Raw genomic sequence first — 21,743 nt, 5'->3', positions numbered from 1 at the left:
GAGATGTATTGCAATCTTAGGGAGGGGAATACAATTGATGCAAAGGGAAGCAAAAGTGAAACAGGTAGCAGATAAAACCTTGCCTTCCAATGTACTTACCCTTATTGAAAAAGCCATAACCGACATTAACTTTGGCTCAGTCACCTTGGTCGTTCAGGATTCAAGAGTCATTCAAATTGAAAAAATCGAAAAGATTCGGGTATGTGATATGGTGACGTATTCTGAAACAAACAAGGACTGGATTAAGTCTCCCGGTAATACTACAGACTTAAGAATGCGTATCTTGTCGGCGGTAAGAGGGCTTGAATACGGTAAAGCCACCATCCAGGTTCAAGCCGGAGAAATTACGCAAGTTGAGAAAACGGAAAAGTATAGATTTACTAAGATGACCGGAGTCAACGGCGACGGAATATAAGAAGGGATTGCCCGCTGGGCAATCCCTCGTTTTTTAAAAAAATTATTTACTATTTACTTAGAGCTTGTTCCAAGTCGGCGATTAAGTCGTCGGCGTCTTCAATACCTACGGATACTCGCAGCAGGCATTCATTGATCCCCAGCCGTTTCCTCATTTCATAAGGCATATCGGCATGGGTCTGAACCGAGGGAAAGGTTATGAGTGATTCTACTCCTCCCAGGCTTTCGGCAAATTGAAATACTTTAACCTTACGCAGGATTTGCTGTGGCAGACCGGGATGATCAATTGCAAACGAAAGCATGCCGCCATAGCCCGATGCCTGAGCTTCCTGAATATCTTTGCCGGGGTGCTCCGGCAGACCGGGATAATAAACAGCGGTCACATGGGGATGCTTTTTTAGCCAGTTGGCTACTTTAGCAGCATTTTCCTGGTGTTCGCGCATACGTAGCGCCAACGTTTTCAGACCTCTTAACAACAGCCAGCTGTCTTGCGGACCAAGAATTGATCCCGTAGCATTCTGTATAAACCCGATTCGTTCCGACAGACAGGGTTTGCCGGTGACCACAATGCCGCAGACTACGTCATTGTGTCCGGAGAGATATTTGGAGCCGCTGTGTATCACCATGTCGGCGCCCAAAGTGAGCGGACGCTGAAAATAAGGGGACAAAAAGGTATTGTCGACGATGATATCCAAAGGGTGTGAGAAGTTTTCGCGGGCTATCGAAACAATAGACCGGATATCCGCAATCTTCATGAGCGGATTCGTGGGGGTTTCAACAAGGATTGCCCTGGTGTTGGCGCGGATGGCACTGCGGACTTCTTCAAGGTTGGCTGTATCTACGAATGTTGCAGCAAGGCCCAATTGGGTAAAGAGTTGGTCGAGGATCCGGTAGGTTCCGCCGTAGCAGTCTTCAGTGAGAATAATATGGTCGCCGGGGCGATATAACATAAGAATTGCCGTAATGGCGGCCATGCCTGACGCGAAAGCAAATCCCGCATGTCCTTCTTCCAGATTGGCCACTGCTTCCTCTACTGCTTTTCGTGTTGGGTTTTGCGTGCGGGAGTAATCGAAACCCGTACTTTGGCCTAAAGCCGGATGACGAAAGGTGGCTGTTTGATATATAGGGGTGCTGATGGCGCCGGTGGATTTATCCGTAACTAGACCGGCCTGAACTACTCTGGTGGCAAACTTCATGAATAGATATCCTCCCTACTTGTTTTGGCTTGTTTTGGTTTTCGCCTACAGAAAAACGGTTCTTCCCGAAAGAAGAACCGTGGCTTGCGCACGAAAACTCATCTTTCGGATTGCTCCGCTGGAATTAGCACCTTGCAATATGCCGGTTGCCGGGTGTCATTGGGCCAGTCCCTCGACCACTCTTGATAAGTTATTTATTTAAGTTTATTGCATTTTATTTTGCCATAGACGGATGTAAGTGTCAAGATAAATATTTAAAAAGTTTGGTTTGTTGTATGACGATTGTTGTATGATGCATGAAAAAGACCAAGGCCGCTGGTAAGTTTTTGCTTGACAAAATATAATTTATGTGTTACTTTAAAGTTAATTAAATTCTTGCTGACCGGAAAACCGGAGGCAGTCGGCGGTTGTTTTAACAGCCACGATTGCCTCTTGCTGTTTCCTGACAGAAGATAACTGGCATAATAGCTCGAGGGTGAATAGCTACGAGCTTATTTAAGAAAGGGATGACTAGTATGGCTAAAATTGCCGGAAATTTAACTGAGTTAATCGGAAATACTCCCCTGTTGGAATTGAAAAACTATAATGCTGCCAAAAATGTAGGCGCCAAGGTCATTGCCAAGCTGGAATACTTTAACCCGCTGAGCAGTGTTAAAGACCGGATTGGTCTTGCCATGATCAAAGCTGCGGAAGACAAAGGGTTGATTAACAAGAATTCCGTAATTATCGAACCTACCAGCGGTAACACCGGTGTCGGTTTGGCCTTCGTAGCAGCGGCCCGGGGTTACAGACTGATTCTTACTATGCCGGAGACTATGAGCATTGAGCGGCGCAAGTTGCTTAAAGCACTGGGCGCCGAACTGGAACTTACTCCCGGGGCGAAAGGAATGAAAGGGGCCATCGAACGGGCTGAGGAACTGGCAAAGGAAACTCCCAACTCTTTTATTCCCCAGCAGTTTAAAAATCCGGCCAACCCGGAAATTCACCGCAAAACTACCGCCGAGGAAATCTGGAATGACACCGATGGTGAAGTTGATATAGTTATAGGCGGAGTAGGTACCGGCGGAACGATTACCGGCGTGGGCGAAGTGTTGAAACAGCGTAAACCCAGCGTGAAGGTTATAGCCGTAGAGCCGGCGGATTCGCCGGTACTTTCCGGCGGCAATCCGGGCCCTCATAAAATTCAGGGAATTGGCGCGGGGTTTGTGCCGGAAGTTCTGAACCGTGACGTCCTTGACGAAATCTATAAAGTGCAAAATGAAGAGGCTTTTGCGGCAGCCAGGACAGTGGCTAAAGTAGAAGGCTTACTAGTCGGAATATCCAGCGGTGCTGCCTTGTTCGCAGCGACGCAACTGGCCCTGAGACCGGAAAACAAAGGGAAAAATATTGTGGTGATACTGCCGGATACCGGTGAACGGTATCTATCAACCCCGTTGTTTGAAGAAGAATAAATTATCGGCTTAAAGTGGGGAACTGCTTATAAACCGTCATCTGCGTCGTTGCTCCTGCGGTCCTCACTCCAGCGTACAACCAATACGCTGGAGTGAGGTCCCCGCACAGACTATTATGCTAAGCTAACAAAATTAGAATCGTCGTCGCGCCCGGTCTGACTATGCTTATTCACAAGTAATTATTAAGCTAGTTTTCAATAAGTCTTTTTCATATGCAACGGAAGCATCTAACGATTTCTAAGCAGTTCGTGGCAGTTCCTAGATAGCGGATACAAGTTTATGGAAAATGCTATTTCTCTATCTTTTTGCTAAACCTTTTGTGGCATTTGCTAACCTGAGTAATTGAAAAGGAATTAAGTCGGCTGACTGGTTAACCAGAGGCAACCGTTTTTCTTGAAGGAAACGGTTGCCTTTTTTTACTTGCTATGGTCGGTACCGGAATATTTAATGAAAGGAGAGAATGGGAATGATGGTGATGGTCATTGGCGCGGATTATTTAGGGACAATAGAAGAAAAACTGCGCGAGTTAGGCGTTACTGAGATTACCCATGTTGACGGGCGCAATCCCGGAAAAATCAAGAGATTAAATATTCCGAAAGCGGCGAAATTTATATTAGTGTTTACCGACTATGTGAATCACAACATGGCAAAGGTAATAAAAAATCAGGCTAAAGCGCAAGAAATCCCGCTAGTCTACGCAAAACGGTCCTGGTGCGCTTTGGAAAAGAAACTGGCCGAGTTCGGCTTTAAAGCTTCGTAACTACAAAACTACAATATAACGCCATGTCAGTGAGAAAGGATGTCTTACCTATGAGTTTTTTTGAGCTAAAAGAGCCCCCCAGGCGGGAAGACCGGCTAAAAGCCTGCATTGCCGACGGGGCGGCATTGGGAGAATTGGCCTGCCGCCGAATGCGATGTTGTCAGCCTGACGGGGAACGGACCTTTACCCAGAACTCCATTTGTCTGCTTTTACCTGCTTTAGGTACAATGAACAGTATACCAAACAGTGTGGTGCTCATGCACGGGGGACTGGGATGCGGCTCCTCAAGCCATGGCGGCAATGCGGCAGTCCGCGCCGGCAACAATCAACGTTGGGGCGTGGTCAAAGACGGCACCTGGCTGTCAACCGGACTTACAGAAACTGACGTTATCGGCGGTGGCGAGACGAAATTGGCTGCCGCTATTATCGAAGCCGACCGGCGATATAAACCGGCCGTTATTTTTGTAGTGGCCAGTTGTGTGCCGGGAATTATCGGTGACGATGTGGAAAGTATAGCCGAGCAGGTCCGGTCTGAGGTTCAGGCGAAAATATTGCCGGTGCATTGCGAAGGTTTTAAGACAAAAATATGGGCTACAGCATATGATGCTGTTTATCATGCCATTGGCCGAACGCTATTGCCGGCGGCAGCAGAAAAAAATGATGCGGAAAAGTCGGTACACACCGTCAATCTAATGAATATGTCGTCGATGGGGCGGGGGGATGAAGTGGAGCTTGAGCGGCTTCTCAAAGCCCTTAAGCTGGATGTAAATGTGTTTCCCGTGTTTGCCGATCCTGAGAACATGCGGCGCATGACCCAGGCGGACCTGTCGGTAAGCACTTGCCCGACTCACGATGATTACATGTTGAACCACTTGCAAGAAAAATATGGTATTCCGTTTATTATCAGGCATATGCCTATCGGTATCGAAAACACAGGTAAATGGTTAAGGGATGTAGCCGGGTTTTTCAATATCGGCGACCAGGCAGAAGAACTCATCGCGGCGGAAGAAGCGGAACTCTATGCCGCACTGGAGCCGCTTAAGCCAATGTTTGCCGGCAAAAAAGCATTTGTCAGCGCCGGTGAGTTCCGGGCGCTGTCAACAGCCATATTGCTGGCCGAACTGGGCTTCGAAGTGGCAGGGATCCGGGCATTCCATCACGATGAATTTGCCGTTGTGGAATATGAAAAACTGATTCGCCTCACCGGTAAAGATTATCCCCTCAATATTGCCAACTGCCAGCCATTTGAGGAAGCCAACCTGCTTAAGCGGCTAAAACCCGATGTGTTTTTGGGCCATCTGAACGGTAACGGGACAGCAGCCAAACTGGGCATCACCACCCATGTTATCTATAATGTGGGGCTGCAGTATGTAGGTTACCGGGGCGCCTATGAATTGGCCCGTCGTCTCTACCGTCAACTAAGTAACCCCCGCTTTAACCGTAGCCTTAGCCGGTTTACCCATCTGCCCTATCAGGAGTCCTGGTATAAGGAAAACCCGTTCAAATACATCAAGGTTGCCGGGGGTGAAACGGATGAATGATCGCAGCTTTATTGAAAGACCGCGGTATACCTGTGCGTTGGGCGGAGCCATGGCCACGGTAACCGCCTTGCCGCAAGGCATTCCAATTGTACATGCGCCGCCAGGCTGCGCCGGCAATTTCGCCTGGACCCAGGCTGGTGGCTGTGGTCTGCAAGTCGGGGGATATTGCGGCGGACTCAGTATGCCCGGCTCCAATGTACAGGAACGGGAAGTAGTTTTCGGCGGCGCCGACCGCCTGGAGGAAGAAATTAAAAATACCCTGGATATCATGCAAGGCGACATTTATGTGGTTTTGACCAGTTGCGTCACGGAAGTTATCGGCGACGATGTCGGCGCGGTAGTCAGACCCCTGCAGGAAGGCGGCACTCCGATTATCTTTGCCGAGACAGGTGGTTTCCGGGGAAATTCTTATGAAGGCTATGATCAGGTACTTAAGAGTGTGCTGCGGGATTTTGCACCCAAGACTGACCATAAACAACCCGGACTCGTTAACCTGTGGGGCGTTACTCCCAATATCGACCCGTTTTGGCGCGGTAATCTGACGGCGATACGAACGCTGCTGGAGAAGCTGGGACTGACAGTAAACAGCTTTTTTACAGATCGTGACAGCATTGACGAAATTCGCCGCGCCGGCAGCGCTGAACTTAATATCGTGGTTTCCGATGTGTTTGGCCAGGGAGCAGCCGAAATGGGGCAACAAATTCATGGTACCCCCTTTATAGCTTCGCCGTTGCCGATCGGGCCGACAGCTACGGACAGTTTCCTCCGGCATGTGGGTGGTGCCCTGAAGATCGACTCCCCGCTGGTTGAAGAATTAATTTATAAGGAAAATCAGCGGTACTATAAGCTGCTGGAACCGCTTACCGATTGCTTTAACGACATGGATTTGCAACGGTACGTTGTTGTTATCGGGGACGCCAACTACACCATCGGGATAACCCGGTTTTTAAGCGAGGATTTAGGCTGGCTGCCGGAGGTCGCCGCTATTACCGATATTTTGGATGAATGCCAGCAAGAACGTCTGGCAGGAAGGCTGACTGCTCTTGAAAGCGGTCTGACTCCCAAGCTCATCTTTCACACTGACGGCGGGGAGATCCGGCGGCAGGTAGTTGAGCATTGGGCGCAGCGCCGTTCCGAAACAGGTAAGTACATCCATTCTTTAAGCCCGGCCTTCGTTGTTGGCAGTTCCCTTGACCGGGAACTGGCCAAGGACCTGGGAGCTGCCCATCTTAGCGTCAGTTTTCCGGTAGCCAACCGGGCCGTCATTAACCGGGGCTATACCGGGTACGACGGCGGCTTAACACTGATTGAGGATTTAATCAGTTCAATCATCACCGGCAGATAAACTTTTTGGCTTAAAGTAGGGAACTGCTTATAAACCGCCATCTGCGGCGCCGTACCAACTGCGTTGCTGTTATCTGCGACAAGTTAACTTGCGTTGATAACATTAACGAAATCAGAATCGTGCTTCTGCGGTCCTCACTCCAGCCGTTCTGGCCTAGTTAACCTTTTTCTAAGTAGTCTGTGCGGACCCCCAGTACGCTTACGTTCCGGTCCTCGTCGCGCCTAGCACCTGCCGATTTCTAAGCAGTTCGTGGCATTTGATTGCCTGAGTATTTCTTAGGTAGATAATTTTTAATTCAAATGGGGGATGTGTAATGTCATCAAAAGACATTATTTTGCAGGCCATTCGCGCGAAAAACCGGGGCGTGTCCACCCAGCCGCGGTTGCCGGTGGCGTTGCTGTCGGGGGGGACGTGGACTTTTCGGCAGAAAGGGCTGACGCTGAAAGATGTACTCGACCGGCCGGAGCTGGGTGCGCCGGCTATCCTTGAAATCAATGAAACCGTACAGTCGGATATTGTGTGGCCCGGGTCCGGTTATCATAATATATTGGTCCACATTTTGGGCGGCAAGATCAAGTTCCGGCCGCAGGGCAATATTGATGTGCTGGAACCGCTGTTGACAACAACAAGGGAAGTTGACCGTCTGCAACCTGGACGATTGAATAGCCATGAGTGGATTGCCGCTATCCGCTCGATTATTTCTCAGGTTCACTCTCAAATCGGCGACAGGGTCCTGGTTGGGACTTCGAGTTGGGGACCTTTTACCCTGGCCGGGCAGTTTTTGGGAGTTGAAAAGCTAATGACCGGCTTGTATAAAGATAAACAAGGGGTGCACGCACTGCTGGAGGCAATGACCGAACTATGCACCGTCTATCTGGAACCCTTGATTGAACAGGGGGCGGCAATCGAATCCATCGCCGAACCTACCGCCTCAGGGGATCTTATCTCTCTCAGACATTTTGAGGAATTCGTCGCCCCTTATATAGGAAAAGTTGCTAAGCGTCTGAAAGATAAAGGGGCTTATACCACTCTGCACATCTGTGGCAATATCAAAAACCGGCTGCATTTGATTCCCGATCTGCACGTCGATTTGCTGTCACTTGATTATAAAGTGGATTTGGCAACTGCCCAGCTTATTTTGGACGGCAAAACAGCGGTAGCCGGCAACGTAAACCCGGTATTACTGAAAGATGCCGCACCAAGTCAAATCGCTCAGACGGTTAAAGAGTGCATCCGGCAAGCCGGCCGGGCGGCCAACTATGTGCTGATGCCGGGCTGCGATATACCAGCCGGTGTGCCTTTGGCCAATGTTCTGGCGTTTATTGACGCAGGCCGTCACAGTTGTACGGAAGTTTCATGACTGTTAAAATTATCGCCTGTGAGGTTATGCGGGAGGAACTGCTTTCTATACAACCAGATGGACAAGTAGAATATGAGTTCATCTCCATGGGGCTTCATTTGCATCCTAAAAAGCTGCACCGGGAACTGCAGAATATTCTGGACCGGTCCTTGGGTTATTCCAAGATTATTCTCACCTTTGGTCTTTGCGGCGGGGCGGCAAAAAATTTAAAAGCATCCGCCACTCCCCTGATCATTCCCAAAGTTCATGATTGTATTCCCGTTCTTCTCGGTTCCAGGGAAAAGTATGAACACTTCAGTAACGAAGAAAGAGGGACATTTTATTTGTCCTGCGGCTGGATGATTACGGAGAAGAATATACTTTCGGAGCATCAACGGATTCTTGCCAAGTATGGGGAGAAAAAAGCTTTTAGCATTCTTTCCCGGATGTATGACAGTTATCGAAGAGTACTCTTCATCCATACAGGCTGCGCGGACGAAGCCGTTAATCTGGAGCAATCGCACCAGATAGCTCAATTGCTTAATTTACGCCATGATACAGTACAGGGGGATAATGCTTATATTCGCAAGATTGTAAACGGTCCTTGGGACGAAGACGATTTTATCCATGTCTCACCTTTTACAGTTATAGAAGAGAAACTTTTCGGAATTTGTTAACTGTTAATTTTCGTATTTTTAAAATATAAGGAGGATTTGAAATGTCGGGAAAAAAGGAAGAATTATTTAAGAAACTATCGGATGCTGTTGTGGATATGAATGAGGAAGAGGCTGTAATCATTGCCAAAGAAATTGTGTCACAACAGATTGATGCTTACGAGGCCATTGAGCAGGGCCTTTCCGACGGAATGGAAAGAGCTGGGAAACTATTTGAGGAAGAGGAGTATTTCATTCCGGAACTCCTACTGTGCTCCGATGCAATGTACGCGGGGCTGGATGTGTTAAAGCTGCATCTCAAATCCGAGGACCAAGGGGAAAAACGAAAAATTGTAATCGGGGTTGTGGAAGGAGATACCCATGACATTGGCAAAAACCTGGTAAAAATAATGCTGGAGACTTCCGGTTTTGAAGTTATCGACCTGGGCAGGGATATTCCGCCGCAGGAATTCGTTAATAAGGCCAAAGAAGTCAAGGCGGACATTATTGCCGTCGCAACACTGATGACCACCACTATGGAGGGTATGAACACAATTATCCAGATTTTAAAGGAAGAGAATATAAAAGAAAACTATAAAGTAGTCATTGGTGGCGCTCCCATTTCCCAGAGCTTCGCTGATAAGATTGGGGCCGACGCCTACGCTGTCAACGCTGCCGATGCGGTAAGGATTGCGAGAAAACTTGTGGGAGCGACTGCGTGATTTTGCCATTCATATTTCCCATACTATATTGCATTCAGGCTGATTATCATGAATTCAAGGGCCAGGGTAAGTCCTATGGACACCCTGGCTTATGTATTTTCCAGTGAATATAATGAATATCCTCTCCAAGCATGCCTTAATGGCATACAAATCCAGAAAAAAATGGTAATATAATAATTGAGGAAAAGGTTGTGTATGTTAGTTGTGTATGTTAAAGGCAATCTCCCAACATTAGTTAAGGGGGTGGTATTATGATCAGTTACAAGCCAATCGGCATCATTAAATCACCGTTTAAAGAGCCGAAGGGAACACCTATTCAACCAACTGCGGCCAAAGGCATTGCCGGTGTCATTGAAATATACCCCGAGTACATGGACGGATTGAAAGATATTGAAGGATTTTCTTACCTTATTCTGATTTATCACTTTCATTTGGCAAAGGAGTCGGCTTTATTAGTGAACCCGTTTCTGGATAATGAGGCACACGGTATTTTTGCCACCCGGTCTCCCAGCAGGCCGAACTCAATCGGTTTTTCGGTAGTGCGTCTTACTAGGGTTGAACAGAACAAACTCCATGTCCAGGATGTAGATATTATAGACGAAACTCCTGTTTTGGATATAAAGCCGTATGTAGCCGAATTTGATGTTAGAGAAGGAGGGAAGATTGGCTGGTTTGAAAAAAACGTGCATAAACTTTCAGTTACCAAAGATGACGGAAGATTTGCAAACTAACTGCGGCGAGATTGGCAGATGGAGAAGAAAAGTTAAGTAAAGAGAGAGGTTGTGTCCGTACAGATGACGATAGGAATGAGTTAATTGCCAAAGTCTTTGAAGCCGATCATTATTGGAATGTCTCATCCTGCGGAGTTCAGTTTGCGGGATGCCACTTAACAGACGGGTCATAACCGGCTACTGGCCAACCATCATCCGCATGCCTAAGATGAATAGGGCCAGGCAAAGCAGGAGCCTAATCGACTGTGATTTTGTTTTCGGTGCGATATAAGCGCCCAACTGGGCGCCGAATACTGCGCCGCTGCCAATGACCAGCGCCGGGACAGTCAGGATATTGCCGAGAAGATAATGGGATATAACGCCGAAAAAAGCGGAAACCGCCAGGACAAAATGGGAGGTGGCGGTGGCGATATGCGTCGGGAATCCTAGTAAGCCAATCATGGCCGGAACATGGACAATACCGCCGCCGATGCCGAAAGTGCTGGAGAGAAAGCCGACCAGTACACTAAGCAATGTTCCCAGCAAGCGGTTATATTCAAAGGGAATCAGATCAGAAGCTGAAGGTTCCGGTTTATGTTTGGATTGTAAATAAAGCAAAATTGAAATAGTAATCAAAAAAATACCGAAACTGATATAAAAACCGCGGCTGGTGAAATTATGGGCCGTATAACTGCCAAGCACGGCTCCCGGCAGGGTTGCGAGACTAAACCGGATAGCGGCGTCATAATATACTTTTTTTTGTTTGATATAACTGATTGTCCCGGATACAGCATTCAATAAAACAATAGCCAGCGAGGTGCCGACAGCGTGCTGCGGCGAGTAATGCAGCGCCAGCAAAAATACAGGCACCAGAATGAATCCGCCGCCGACGCCGATTAAGGTACCGACTGCGCCGACACTTAGACCTAATAGAAATAATAACAGGGTTAGCAACATGATATTCCCTCCCGGCGTATATTCGCGGTGCATTGTATTATCTGCCCGTTTCGGCAATTTTACTATTGTCCTAATTTATTTTACTATAAATTATAGGACAATGGATAATGGGGCATGAACATAATTTGGCAAGTATCTATTATAAGGCCTTCCATCACCTCATGCCTATATAAGCCTTGTAAAATCAAGATATCGAATGTAAATATATGGTATTAATTACAAATAAATGGAATTAAAGAGTGGTCTGTGGGAATTAATGGAAATTCATGGAATGCTAAATATGTAAATTAATTCTTATCCATATCTAATATGTCGAAATAATGTTTATGGATAAAGTCAGGAGTTACCGATGTTAACAGAATGCGTAAGTCTTATTTCGACATTATTACAATATAATTTTTAAATAATTGTCGTAATTTTACGAAAAGTAATTGGACTAAATTAGCAGGAAATACAATATTTTACAAGAATGATTACTTCACGAATTGAATAGCAATTGAAAAAGGAGAGAGAAATGGTGTCTGTAGCTGAGGCGATTGTTAATAACAATGTGGTGTATTTCCACCAGGGAGATGAATCTCAAGATTCATTTGAAACAACCACTGGTATTATTCTTGTTGACGCTAATCTACGTCTAAAAAACTTAAACCGGGAAGCGGAAAAAATATGTTGCATTGACCGGACCAAGGTGATTGGGAAAAAAGTCGATGACGTGTTTAAGCACTATGGCGAAAAGTTTCTGCGGATATTCCGAATTTCGGATTTTGATGACTTGTATACTGCCAATCTCAAAATGAAGGTGAAAGAACAATATGTCTATGTCCACGCTGACACTCTAAAGCTGAGAGACTCTGCCGGTGAAGTCAGCGGCATGATTGTTGTCATGCAGGATCTTTCCGCGGTGAAAGCCGCAATAAACCAGATTCAAATAACCCAAATGCTGATGTCTCTCGGTGAACTGGCAGCCGGGGTGGCTCACCATGTGCGAAGTCCTCTTACCACCATCAGCGGATACTTACAGGTTATGCTAAGCCGATTGGAAGGCGACCAGTATACAGTAAACAGACAAGTGCTTGAAATGATGTTGGACGAGGTATCTTGCATCAACAATGTAGTCAAAGAGCTTATAATGTTTGCAAAGCCCCCGATTTGCAAAGAAGAGGGAGTTAATGTCAATCGAGTTATTGAAGAAGCCTTGCTGCTTACTTTTAAGCAGATGGGCGGCGAAAAAATTGCGATTGACAAACAATTAACAGAAACCTTGCCCCCTCTTAATATTGACAGTAATTTAATTAAACAATCGTTGGTAAACGTGATGCAGAATGCTATAGAAGCAATGCCGGACGAAGGGATATTATTGGTGCGCACCTGGCTTAATGCCGAATTAAATATGTTAGTAATTGCCATTACCGATAGCGGACCGGGAGTAACTCCGGAAATTTTGCCGCGAGTATTTGAGCCATTTTATACTACCAAGCTCGATCACATGGGTCTTGGCTTGCCTGTGGCCCACCGCATCGTAAGTGAGCATGGCGGGTTTATTAATATCAACTCATCAAATAGCGGGAAAAAGAGTGGGACCAAGGTTCACATCTACTTGCCAATTGTTAATGATCGCCGCCGGCACTTACAAGTGGTCCATCAACAAATATTGAATCTTCAGTAACTGACACTTGCGCAAAATGATCCGAGGTATTTCAATGAAACACAAATTTTCTTGGTGTAAGGTATACACATCAGGTGTCCCTTCATATAACTTATTGTTATACTATACTAAAGTGAAGAAGGGATACACTTGCCACTGATTAGGATTATTATTTTTACTATTGTCTTATTGTTTTCACCAGTTACTTTCAGCTTGGCGAAGCAAACCCCGGCGGCGGTAGTTTCTCCAGGTATCGTCATTAATGTTCCCAGCCGCACGCTTGAGCTTTATTCCGCTGATCAACTATTTAAGGAATATCCTGTTGCTGTGGGAAAATCAACAACTCCTACGCCGCTGGGTAATTATTCAATTATTAGCAAAGAAGTGAACCCAGATTGGTATCCTCCAGATCAAAATGGAAGAGTAGTGCCGTCAGGGCCTGAAAACCCTTTGGGATATAGGTGGCTGGGAATATGGTCCACTACTTATGGTATTCATGGTACAAACGCGCCCTGGTCGATTGGATCGGCAGTTTCTAACGGGTGTATACGCATGTATGAACCCGATGTGGAGGAATTATTTGAATTAGTAGATTATGGGACTCCGGTCAAAGTGACCTATGATCGGGTTAAGGTTAAAATAGATAATCAAGGACAGGCGGTAGTACGCATATATCCTGATATTTATCATCTTGGCAGCATCGTAACAAACGCGGACATCAGAAGGCAACTCGGTCTTTATCACCTAAACGGTTTCGTATCTAACGAAATCCTGCCCAAAGTAATTGACGAATCTACAGATAAGGCTGCTGTGGTTGCGAGATTATTCTCGGTGGTAATAAATGATCAGACACTCAGAGAAAAGGGTATCGCTGTTGAAGGTACCCGGTATATTCCGATTTCATCTATCGCAGAGTATTTAAGAATGTCGATAACATGGGATGATCCAACTAAGACAATACAAGTTGGAACAAGATCCTTTCCCGGAGTTATTAACGGGAAAATAATATATGTGTCTGAGGCTAATGCTGAGGTACTGCTTGATGGTTATTCAGTATGGCATAGTGAAGACAACTGTTGGACGTTTTCTAAATTGGCTGTTCATCTTAATAATAAGCAAATTGATCTTAAAGTAAAAAAGATCGACGGCGCACTTGCTGTATCAGCCGGCGCATTGGCTGATATATTAGGGTATTCATCAAACTGGGATTTAAGCAAACAGATTTTCTTGCTTATTGGCAAAAAAGAAATGCGGCAAGTTCCTATCAAACTCATCGGGTCTGAACCTTACGTTTATCTCACTAATATCAATGAGTTTTATAATGTCCACGTATATTGGAACGAACCGGCGAATACCATCGAGTTAACCTATCCGGCGCCATAATACAATAAGTAATAAGCAAAGCCGTCAACTGCGGCTTTGCTTCGTTTATATACTCAATTCTTACATAAGAGTACCAACTAAATAATAAAATAGGAAGGGATTTTGGTTTAAACAGCTAATAAAAGTTTAGATTAAAGAAAAACACATAAGGTGGTGGGCCAATGTCCCAAAAGTTTATAATTATCGATGGCAGTAGTTTAGTGCACAGGGCTTTTCATGCGTTGCCGATGCTTCGTACCGCCACCGGCATTTATACCAATGCAGTTTATGGATTTACTACAATGCTGGTCAAACTATTGGCAGAATATAGGCCTGACTACTTGGTAGTGGCTTTCGATAAAGGGCGCATAACCTTCCGCAACGAGTCCTATGACCGGTATAAAGCTAACCGCCAGGCAACTCCGCCTGAGCTTGCGGAGCAGTTTCCACTTGTTAGGGAGCTTTGTCAGGCCTTTGGTATTGCGACGATGGAAGAAGCGGGTTATGAAGCGGACGATATTATCGGTACCTTGGCGGCCAAAGCGGAAGATGAAGGCCTGGATGTGTTTATTGTTACCGGTGACCGTGATGCGCTGCAGCTTATTCAACCCAATATAAAAGTTTTGCTTACCAAAAAGGGCATATCCGACCTGGATGTATTTGATACCGCTGCCCTAAAAGATAAATACGGCTTGTCTCCCGAACAATTAATTGATTTAAAGGGTCTGATGGGTGATAAGTCGGATAATATTCCAGGCGTTCCGGGAATAGGTGAAAAAACGGCCTGTAAATTGCTTAATGAATTTGGCTCATTGGAAAAAATACTTGAGAACATCGACAATGTAGCCGGGAAAAGAGTGCAGGAAGCGCTGCGTTGCAACGTTGACCAGGCCATACTATCGAAAAAACTGGCTACAATTGTGCGGGACATGCCTTTGGAATTTACTGTCGGTAACTATAAGATTACTCCAGACAGCAAAATGCTTCGGGATTTATTCCTGAAATTTGAATTTAAGAGTTTGCTGGCCAAAATTGATACTATTTTGCCGGGAGCAGCAGGAGCAGATAGAAGAAATGCCGACCCTGTCGCAGAAGAAGTTTGCGAACTGCCCCAGGTCGAAAGAGTAAATAACTCTGAGACAGCAAAAGAAATCATTGCTTTGGCTAAGAAGGCAGGATACCTTGCCTGTTATGCGCTCACTACCGGTCATCTTCCTTCAACTAAACTGGAAGGTTTGTCAGTAACTATCCTGAATAAAACAGTATATTTTTCTGCAAGGTGCGATGGCTGGGAAAATTTAACTGGATTATTGGCTGATAATAGCATTTTAAAATATACTCATGATGCGAAAAAACTATTGAATGCCTGTTACGCCAATGGATTCGACATTCGCGGTATCGCCTTTGACAGCGTGTTGGCCGCGTATCTTCTTGACCCCACTGCTGCTACGTATCCATTGGCGGAGTTAGCGGAAAAATATATGGTGTCGCAATGCCGGTACAATATATCACGGGAAGAAACGCCGGAGTATGCCGGTTGGGCAAGTAAAATCATTGACCATTTTAAATCTGCACTGGAAAGCAAACTATCTCAGACCGGTCTTCTTAAACTTTATCTGGATATTGAATTGCCGCTGGTTGAGGTATTATCATCAATGGAACTTAGCGGTATCAAAGTAGACAGAGGCTACTTAATGCGCATGGCGGAAGAGATTAACATTAAAATTGAAAATCTGCTGGGAGAAATTTACCGGTTGGCGGAGGCGGAGTTCAATGTTAATTCGACTAAACAGCTGGGAGTTATTTTATTTGAAAAGATTAAACTTCCTGTTATCAAAAAGACGAAGACAGGATATTCCACTGACGCTGAAGTACTGGAAAAACTAGCCGGGCAACATCCACTGGTGGACAAGCTGCTGGAATACCGTACATTAACGAAGCTGAAATCAACCTATCTTGACGGCATGCTGCCGCTCATTGATCAACAAACAGGAAGAATACATACTTCTTTCAACCAAACGGTGACTGCAACCGGACGGCTAAGCAGTTCTGAGCCAAATCTGCAGAATATCCCCATTCGTACTGAAATCGGTCGGAAAATACGTGAATTATTTGTTCCCGGTGAAGGGTACTCCTACTTAATGTCAGCCGACTATTCGCAGATCGAACTCAGAATTTTGGCCCACATGGCCGGGGATGACAGCCTGGTCGAGGCATTTCGCAATAATCAGGATATTCATACACGTACGGCAGCGGAAGTATTTGGTGTGAATATGTCCGATGTAACTCCGGAAATGAGAGCAAGAGCCAAAGCTGTCAATTTCGGTATTGTTTACGGGATCAGCGACTACGGGCTCGCTCGGGATATTGGTGTGAGCCGAAAAGAAGCGGGGTTCTATATTGATAGTTATTTCAACCGATACCGGGGCGTAAAAAATTATATTGAGGCTTTGGTTGCTAATGCCCGCCAAAATGGCTATGTTACTACTATGTTTGGACGGCGGCGCTACTTGCCGGATATCAATAGCAGCAATTTTAACCAACGGTCTTTTGCAGAACGTACCGCTATGAATACCCCAATTCAAGGAACTGCTGCCGACATTATCAAAATTGCTATGATTAAGGTCTATTGCGCTCTTAAAGAAGAAGGTTTACGCAGTCGCTTGCTTTTGCAGGTTCATGATGAATTGGTGATTGAAGTTGCTGAAGCCGAATTGGCAAAGGTGCAGTCTATTGTTAAACATGCTATGGAGCAGGCAGGAAAACTGATTGTTCCCCTCGTTGCCGATATAAAGATCGGGAAGAATTGGGCACAAGCCAAATAAGGAGTGTTTATATGCCGGAAATGCCTGAGGTGGAGACTATCCGCCGTACCCTTGCCGATAGAGTGCGTGGAAGGAAAATTATGCGCGTAGATATCGGACTATCCCGTTTAATTAAATGGCCATCCCCCCATGAATTCCAGGCGTTAATTATGGGCCGTACTATTGCCGGGCTTGATCGCCGGGGGAAATACTTGCTGTTTTATTTGGACAATAATATAGTCATAGTTATTCACCTTAGGATGACAGGCCGATTATATTACGTGACACCTGGTACAGAACATGATAAATATACCCATGTTGCTTTTTTCTTTGATAACAGTGATGCCTTGTTATATGCAGACAGCCGCACTTTGGGAACATTATACGTTTTACCGTCCCAGGAAATTTGCCGCATTTCAGGATTGACATCCATGGGGCCTGAGCCTTTGTCACCGGAATTCACTCTGGATTACCTGGAAAGTCTTCTTGCGAAGCGGAAAGCTAAAATTAAGTCCTTGCTATTAAATCAGCAGCTTATCGGCGGATTAGGCAATATATACGCCGACGAATCTCTGGCTATCGCAGGAGTTGATCCCGAACGAATTGCCAGTTCTTTAAATAAAAATGAGGTTGAACGGCTTTACTCTGCGATCAATAGGGTGATTGCCGACGGAATCGAACATGGGGGCACCACATTCCGGGACTACCGGGATGGCGAAGGGCATAGCGGCAGTCATCAGCAGTATCTTTACGTTTACGGCAGGGCCAATCAACCTTGTCGAAAGTGTGGAAGCATGATCGCCAGAAAGGAAGTCGCCGGCAGGGGGACGCACTATTGCCCAAATTGCCAGAAGTGATCATTCAGCTTAAAGAGGGGAACTGCTTAGAAGCCGCCATCTGCGGCGCCGCACAATCTGCGTTGCTGTCATCTGCGACAAGTTAAATCGCGTTGATAACACTAACGAAATCAGAATCGTGCTCCTGTGGTCCTCACTACGGCGTACATCCCAGTACGCCGTAGTGAGGTCCCCGCACAAACTATTATGCAAAGCTAACGAAATCAGAATCGTCATCGCGCCCGGTGTGACTATGCTGATTCATAAGCATTATCTAATTGATTTTCAATAAGTTTTTTTCATATGCAACGAAAGCATCTGACGACTTCTAAGCAGTTCGGGGCAGATGATAACCTGCATAGATACGAAAATGACGGGAAGGGCTGACGTATGGTTATTTTGGGATTGACGGGCGGCATCGCAAGCGGCAAAAGTACTGTGAGCGGTATGCTTAAAGATATGGGGGCTTATATCGTTGACGCCGATAAGTTAGCAAGAGAAATCGCGGCCAAGGGTAAACCAACTTGGCGGGAGATTGTTAATCGATTTGGTGATGGTATTCTGGACCCTAACGGAGAAATTGACCGGAAGCGGCTGGGGCAGATGGTTTTTGCCGATGAAGTCTTGCGGAAAGAGTTGGAAAATATCACGCATCCCCGTATAAAGGAAGCGGCTTATGCAGAAATTGAGAAGGCGAAGGCGGATGGATACAAAGTTATTGTTATCGATGCTCCCCTCCTTATTGAAGCGGGATGGGAAAAAATGGTGCAAACAGTTTGGGTGGTTTATGTTGATGAAAATACCCAAATTACCCGCTTGCTGGAGCGGGATAAGATATCTTTGGCGGCAGCCTTAACACGCATCCGTGCCCAAATGCCCTTAAAAGAAAAGATTAATTATGCAGATGTAGTAATTGATAACAGTAAAGGCCTGGATAATACTCTTGCCCAGGTGATGTCAGCATGGCGGGATATTAAGCATGAGTGAGAAATCAGTCATGAGGAGCATAATTTTTTTAACGTAACATACTTTTTACTGAAGACTGTTTAACTGTGCAATGTATTTTTCAACAGTCTCTAACAAGTGAACAATAAAATTCGGAGTGATCTATTTGGGAGTACGGACTTGGCTAAAAGTCCTGATAATCTTCATTATCTTAACTGCCGTATGCAGTTATACTGTATTCAAAAGTGACCGGTTTCAGAAAAAATATTTATTTCCTTTTAACTATCAGGATATTGTATACCACTATGCTTTAGAATACGATCTCAATCCTTTTCTGGTTGCCGGGGTAATTCGGACAGAGAGTAGGTTCATTGCTGAAGCACGGTCACATAAGGGAGCGGTAGGTTTAATGCAAATTATGCCGGAAACAGGTCATTGGGTAGCCGAACAGCAAGGTTACAGGGAATACTCGGATGTCATTCTTAACGATCCGCTGGTTAACATTTGGTTCGGTTCCTGGTACTTGTCCTCTCTCAAAAAAGAATTCCAGGGCAATGAGGTGTTGTTTCTGGCTGCTTACAATGGCGGTAGGGGAAACGTAAAACAGTGGATGCGGCAATACGGATGGACAAATGATTTTTCTGATATTGAGCAAATACCTTTTATGGAAACCAGAGAATATGTAAAAAAAGTGTTGTATAACAAGAAACGATATCAAGAATTGTATGGTAGGTAGTCAGAGTCATTACCACGGAACTATGAGGGGAATGTCGTAAATGCAACAGGTAACGAAGCGTTTGCTCGTTGTTGTGATTATAATATTATTAAGCATCAATACGGCTTGTACATTCAACAAGAACGAATCTCCGGCTCCGCCGGCCCCAAAAACTGTTATTAAGCCTGGCGGACAGTTACGATATGGAAGCCTGCAGGAACCAAACACCTTGAATCCGTTAATGTCGGATTTACTTGCAACCGCTGAATTTGGAAAATTGATCTTCAGTGGACTGGTTACTACTAACGATAAAGGGGAATGGATTCCCGATCTGGCAATGGAGGTGCCTGCCGTTGCCAACGGTGGAGTAAGCTCTGACGGATTAACCGTAACATATCGTTTAAAACAGGGAGTTGCCTGGCATGATGGAATCCCTTTCACCGCTGAGGATGTTACGTATACCTGGCAATTTATAATGAATCGCCAGGCAAACGTCATGTCACGGGAGGGTTACGACAAAATTGTCACTGTCGATGTTCCTAACCCCTATACCGCAGTTGTTAAATTTAGGGAATATTACGCCCCTTTTCTGACCCTTTTTGCGACGATTTTGCCCAAGCATAAATTAGAAAACGCCGTTGATATGAATAAGGCGCCATTCAACCGCGAACCAGTGGGCACCGGTCCGTTTAAATTTAAGGAATGGCGGTATGGGGAAGCTCTCTTTCTGGATGCTAACACCAGTTATTTTCGCGGCAAGCCCAATTTAGACGGAATTATTTTCAAGGTCATTCCCGATTCCACTATGGCGATTTCTCAGCTTAAAGCCAATGAAGTAGATATAGTCAGCAACGTTAACTTTGCTCAGTATGAGCAAGTAAAAGCAATTCCGGGTGTGCGAACAGTTACTACTCCTACCATGGTCTGGGAGCATTTTGATTTTAATTTAGACAATGCCTTATTTCAGGATATTCAGGTTCGCAAGGCTGTTGCCTTAGCTATTGATCGTCAAGCTATAGTAACTAATGTATTTAAGGGAATGGCCGTGCCTGCCGTTGGCGACCAATCGCCTTTATCGTGGGCGTACAATCCGACGCAATATTCTGCTGCCAGGAGTATTAACGGGGCAAAAGAACTGCTAATTAAAGCCGGTTGGCAGCTGGGTCCGGATGAGATATTTGCCAGGGAAGGGCGCAAACTGTCTTTTTCATTGGCAATTCCGGCCGGAAACAAAGAAAGGGAACAAGTGGCTGCCGCAATTGCTGCACAGCTTAAGGAAGCAGGCATTCTGGCGGAAGTAAGGCCAATAGACGCACCGGCCTTTTTCAGCGATGTTCTGAAAAATCGCCGCTTTGAGACCGCTTTGTTCGGTTGGGTGGCTGGTTTGGACCCTGACAACCTTGATTTGTGGCATTCCCGGAAAATACCTTTTGCAGGTAACAACTACGAGGGGCAAAATTATGCCGGTTGGCGTAATCCGGAAGTGGACAAACTTACTGACCAAGGCGCCAAAATTGTTGATGTTGGCGCCAGAAAAGAAATCTATTTTCGTATTCAGGACCTGATTAGGGAGGAAGTACCTGTAATACCGCTGTATTTTCACGTCAACATAGACGCGGTGCAAGAGACGGTGGCAAACTATCAGCCTGGTCCTTCTCCTGCTGGAAGCTTATGGAATGCATGGCAGTGGGGGTTTGTCTCCAGTCAGTAAATCAGTAAAAAATGGTATCTATTTAGGTTATCAAATGCCTCGAACTATCCTGAAAAACTAAGCAGTTCCCAACTTAAGGTGAATAGTTACAAAAATGCTTGACGTTACTTTTGCCTTATGGTAATATAACTATGTCGCTGATGAGCGGCTAACAAAAATAATTGACGCGGTCGTGGCGGAACGGCAGACGCGCTAGCCTCAGGAGCTAGTGGGGGCAACCTCGTGGTGGTTCAAATCCACTCGACCGCACCAAACTCGAAGTTCGGGAATTGAGGTTCGAGAGTCGAATCTAGATAGGGGAATTTGCAGTTCGCAAATTCCTACAAGTTGGAACACAGGAAAATTTAACAATCGAAATGCGGTTGTGGTGGAACTGGCAGACACACCATCTTGAGGGGGTGGCGGGGCGACCCGTGTGAGTTCAAATCTCACCAACCGCACCACAGTGAATGAAGGCTTCCGGACAGTCCGGAAGCTTTTTTGTAATACTAAGAACACTATCTCGTTGGGAGTATCAAAATTTTCTGTTGTTCTACCTTTTTGTCTAATTTCCACAAATCTATTGACATGATTTGCTGATCCTGGTATGATTACGATAATAATAACAAGCCTTTTAAACTAGTCCTGCGAGGCTGGT

At 45.6% G+C, this 21,743-nt stretch carries 18 protein-coding genes, 2 tRNA genes and 1 riboswitch; of the genes, 18 read left to right on the top strand and 2 right to left on the bottom strand.

The features are described 5' to 3' along the window. Positions 1-37: 37 nt before the first annotated feature. On the top strand, positions 38-415 hold the full coding sequence (locus MAMMFC1_RS22060; RefSeq protein ID WP_232035847.1) for a YezD family protein: 378 nt from the start codon (positions 38-40) through the stop codon (positions 413-415). A 49-nt stretch (positions 416-464) separates the two neighbouring features. Here the strand turns inward: MAMMFC1_RS22060 and MAMMFC1_RS20320 are convergent, their stop codons facing one another. After that, positions 465-1,610 (bottom strand): trans-sulfuration enzyme family protein, encoded by a 1,146-nt coding sequence (locus MAMMFC1_RS20320; RefSeq protein ID WP_126310231.1) that lies wholly within the window; start codon positions 1,608-1,610, stop codon positions 465-467. Positions 1,611-1,705: 95 nt separating this feature from the next. Then, positions 1,706-1,802: riboswitch (SAM riboswitch) on the bottom strand. 323 nt (positions 1,803-2,125) lie between these two features. Here MAMMFC1_RS20320 and cysK point away from each other — a divergent pair. The 8 genes from cysK (at position 2,126) to tsaA (ending at position 10,152) form a co-directional block, all read left to right on the top strand. Continuing rightward, on the top strand, positions 2,126-3,061 hold the full coding sequence (gene cysK / locus MAMMFC1_RS20315; RefSeq protein ID WP_126310230.1) for a cysteine synthase A: 936 nt from the start codon (positions 2,126-2,128) through the stop codon (positions 3,059-3,061). A gap of 466 nt (positions 3,062-3,527) precedes the next feature. After that, positions 3,528-3,821 carry a DUF2325 domain-containing protein gene (locus MAMMFC1_RS20310; protein ID WP_126310229.1) on the top strand — a complete coding sequence of 98 codons (294 nt, stop codon included), beginning with the start codon at positions 3,528-3,530 and terminating at the stop codon, positions 3,819-3,821. 50 nt (positions 3,822-3,871) lie between these two features. Then, positions 3,872-5,362: a nitrogenase component 1 gene (locus MAMMFC1_RS20305; RefSeq protein ID WP_126310228.1), complete on the top strand. Its 1,491-nt coding sequence runs from the start codon at positions 3,872-3,874 to the stop codon at positions 5,360-5,362. Continuing rightward, positions 5,355-6,707 (top strand): nitrogenase component 1, encoded by a 1,353-nt coding sequence (locus MAMMFC1_RS20300; protein ID WP_126310227.1) that lies wholly within the window; start codon positions 5,355-5,357, stop codon positions 6,705-6,707. Before MAMMFC1_RS20305 ends, MAMMFC1_RS20300 begins: the two co-directional genes overlap by 8 nt. A gap of 313 nt (positions 6,708-7,020) precedes the next feature. After that, complete coding sequence (locus MAMMFC1_RS20295) at positions 7,021-8,067, top strand: uroporphyrinogen decarboxylase family protein (RefSeq protein ID WP_126310226.1); 1,047 nt, start codon at positions 7,021-7,023, stop codon at positions 8,065-8,067. Then, positions 8,064-8,723 (top strand): DUF1638 domain-containing protein, encoded by a 660-nt coding sequence (locus MAMMFC1_RS20290; RefSeq protein WP_126310225.1) that lies wholly within the window; start codon positions 8,064-8,066, stop codon positions 8,721-8,723. The genes MAMMFC1_RS20295 and MAMMFC1_RS20290 overlap by 4 nt, the downstream gene beginning before the upstream one ends. Before the next feature lie 41 nt (positions 8,724-8,764). Further along, on the top strand, positions 8,765-9,421 hold the full coding sequence (locus tag MAMMFC1_RS20285; protein WP_126310224.1) for a corrinoid protein: 657 nt from the start codon (positions 8,765-8,767) through the stop codon (positions 9,419-9,421). A gap of 251 nt (positions 9,422-9,672) precedes the next feature. Next, a complete protein-coding gene (gene tsaA, locus MAMMFC1_RS20280) occupies positions 9,673-10,152 on the top strand; it encodes a tRNA (N6-threonylcarbamoyladenosine(37)-N6)-methyltransferase TrmO (RefSeq protein ID WP_126310223.1) in 480 nt (159 codons plus the stop codon). A gap of 177 nt (positions 10,153-10,329) precedes the next feature. Here the strand turns inward: tsaA and MAMMFC1_RS20275 are convergent, their stop codons facing one another. Then, entirely contained in the window at positions 10,330-11,088 is a 759-nt protein-coding gene (locus tag MAMMFC1_RS20275; protein WP_126310222.1) for a sulfite exporter TauE/SafE family protein, read from the bottom strand. Between the two features lie 517 nt (positions 11,089-11,605). Between MAMMFC1_RS20275 and MAMMFC1_RS20270 the strand changes: the two genes are divergently transcribed. From MAMMFC1_RS20270 to MAMMFC1_RS20230, 9 genes are all read left to right on the top strand, one after another. Beyond that, positions 11,606-12,754 (top strand): two-component system sensor histidine kinase NtrB, encoded by a 1,149-nt coding sequence (locus tag MAMMFC1_RS20270; protein WP_232035578.1) that lies wholly within the window; start codon positions 11,606-11,608, stop codon positions 12,752-12,754. A gap of 129 nt (positions 12,755-12,883) precedes the next feature. Continuing rightward, positions 12,884-14,116, top strand: a complete 1,233-nt coding sequence (locus MAMMFC1_RS22520; RefSeq protein WP_126310220.1) for a L,D-transpeptidase family protein — start codon at positions 12,884-12,886, stop codon at positions 14,114-14,116. Between the two features lie 161 nt (positions 14,117-14,277). Beyond that, complete coding sequence (gene polA / locus MAMMFC1_RS20260; RefSeq protein ID WP_126310219.1) at positions 14,278-16,920, top strand: DNA polymerase I; 2,643 nt, start codon at positions 14,278-14,280, stop codon at positions 16,918-16,920. A gap of 11 nt (positions 16,921-16,931) precedes the next feature. Continuing rightward, complete coding sequence (gene mutM / locus MAMMFC1_RS20255) at positions 16,932-17,756, top strand: DNA-formamidopyrimidine glycosylase (RefSeq protein ID WP_126310218.1); 825 nt, start codon at positions 16,932-16,934, stop codon at positions 17,754-17,756. A 369-nt stretch (positions 17,757-18,125) separates the two neighbouring features. Further along, positions 18,126-18,722: a dephospho-CoA kinase gene (coaE, locus tag MAMMFC1_RS20250; protein WP_126310217.1), complete on the top strand. Its 597-nt coding sequence runs from the start codon at positions 18,126-18,128 to the stop codon at positions 18,720-18,722. A gap of 124 nt (positions 18,723-18,846) precedes the next feature. After that, entirely contained in the window at positions 18,847-19,416 is a 570-nt protein-coding gene (locus tag MAMMFC1_RS20245; protein ID WP_126310216.1) for a lytic transglycosylase domain-containing protein, read from the top strand. Positions 19,417-19,456: 40 nt separating this feature from the next. Then, the gene (locus MAMMFC1_RS20240; RefSeq protein ID WP_126310215.1) at positions 19,457-21,106 is read left to right on the top strand and encodes a peptide ABC transporter substrate-binding protein; all 1,650 of its coding nucleotides are present in this window, start codon (positions 19,457-19,459) and stop codon (positions 21,104-21,106) included. A gap of 166 nt (positions 21,107-21,272) precedes the next feature. Next, positions 21,273-21,358 (top strand) — tRNA-Leu (locus MAMMFC1_RS20235). 106 nt (positions 21,359-21,464) lie between these two features. Continuing rightward, positions 21,465-21,549, top strand: a tRNA-Leu gene (locus MAMMFC1_RS20230). Positions 21,550-21,743 lie beyond the last annotated feature (194 nt).

Origin of the sequence: Methylomusa anaerophila, from assembly GCF_003966895.1 — a bacterium.
Classification (GTDB): domain Bacteria; phylum Bacillota; class Negativicutes; order Sporomusales; family Sporomusaceae; genus Methylomusa; species Methylomusa anaerophila.
This window is presented reverse-complemented; position numbering and strand designations above follow the sequence as displayed.

Coding starts and splice junctions, on each gene's coding strand:
- MAMMFC1_RS22060 (WP_232035847.1), top strand. CDS start 38: ATGCAAAGGGAAGCAAAAGTGAAACAGGTAGCAGATAAAACCTTGCCT.
- MAMMFC1_RS20320 (WP_126310231.1), bottom strand. CDS start 1,610: ATGAAGTTTGCCACCAGAGTAGTTCAGGCCGGTCTAGTTACGGATAAA.
- cysK (WP_126310230.1), top strand. CDS start 2,126: ATGGCTAAAATTGCCGGAAATTTAACTGAGTTAATCGGAAATACTCCC.
- MAMMFC1_RS20310 (WP_126310229.1), top strand. CDS start 3,528: ATGATGGTGATGGTCATTGGCGCGGATTATTTAGGGACAATAGAAGAA.
- MAMMFC1_RS20305 (WP_126310228.1), top strand. CDS start 3,872: ATGAGTTTTTTTGAGCTAAAAGAGCCCCCCAGGCGGGAAGACCGGCTA.
- MAMMFC1_RS20300 (WP_126310227.1), top strand. CDS start 5,355: ATGAATGATCGCAGCTTTATTGAAAGACCGCGGTATACCTGTGCGTTG.
- MAMMFC1_RS20295 (WP_126310226.1), top strand. CDS start 7,021: ATGTCATCAAAAGACATTATTTTGCAGGCCATTCGCGCGAAAAACCGG.
- MAMMFC1_RS20290 (WP_126310225.1), top strand. CDS start 8,064: ATGACTGTTAAAATTATCGCCTGTGAGGTTATGCGGGAGGAACTGCTT.
- MAMMFC1_RS20285 (WP_126310224.1), top strand. CDS start 8,765: ATGTCGGGAAAAAAGGAAGAATTATTTAAGAAACTATCGGATGCTGTT.
- tsaA (WP_126310223.1), top strand. CDS start 9,673: ATGATCAGTTACAAGCCAATCGGCATCATTAAATCACCGTTTAAAGAG.
- MAMMFC1_RS20275 (WP_126310222.1), bottom strand. CDS start 11,088: ATGTTGCTAACCCTGTTATTATTTCTATTAGGTCTAAGTGTCGGCGCA.
- polA (WP_126310219.1), top strand. CDS start 14,278: ATGTCCCAAAAGTTTATAATTATCGATGGCAGTAGTTTAGTGCACAGG.
- mutM (WP_126310218.1), top strand. CDS start 16,932: ATGCCGGAAATGCCTGAGGTGGAGACTATCCGCCGTACCCTTGCCGAT.
- coaE (WP_126310217.1), top strand. CDS start 18,126: ATGGTTATTTTGGGATTGACGGGCGGCATCGCAAGCGGCAAAAGTACT.
- MAMMFC1_RS20240 (WP_126310215.1), top strand. CDS start 19,457: ATGCAACAGGTAACGAAGCGTTTGCTCGTTGTTGTGATTATAATATTA.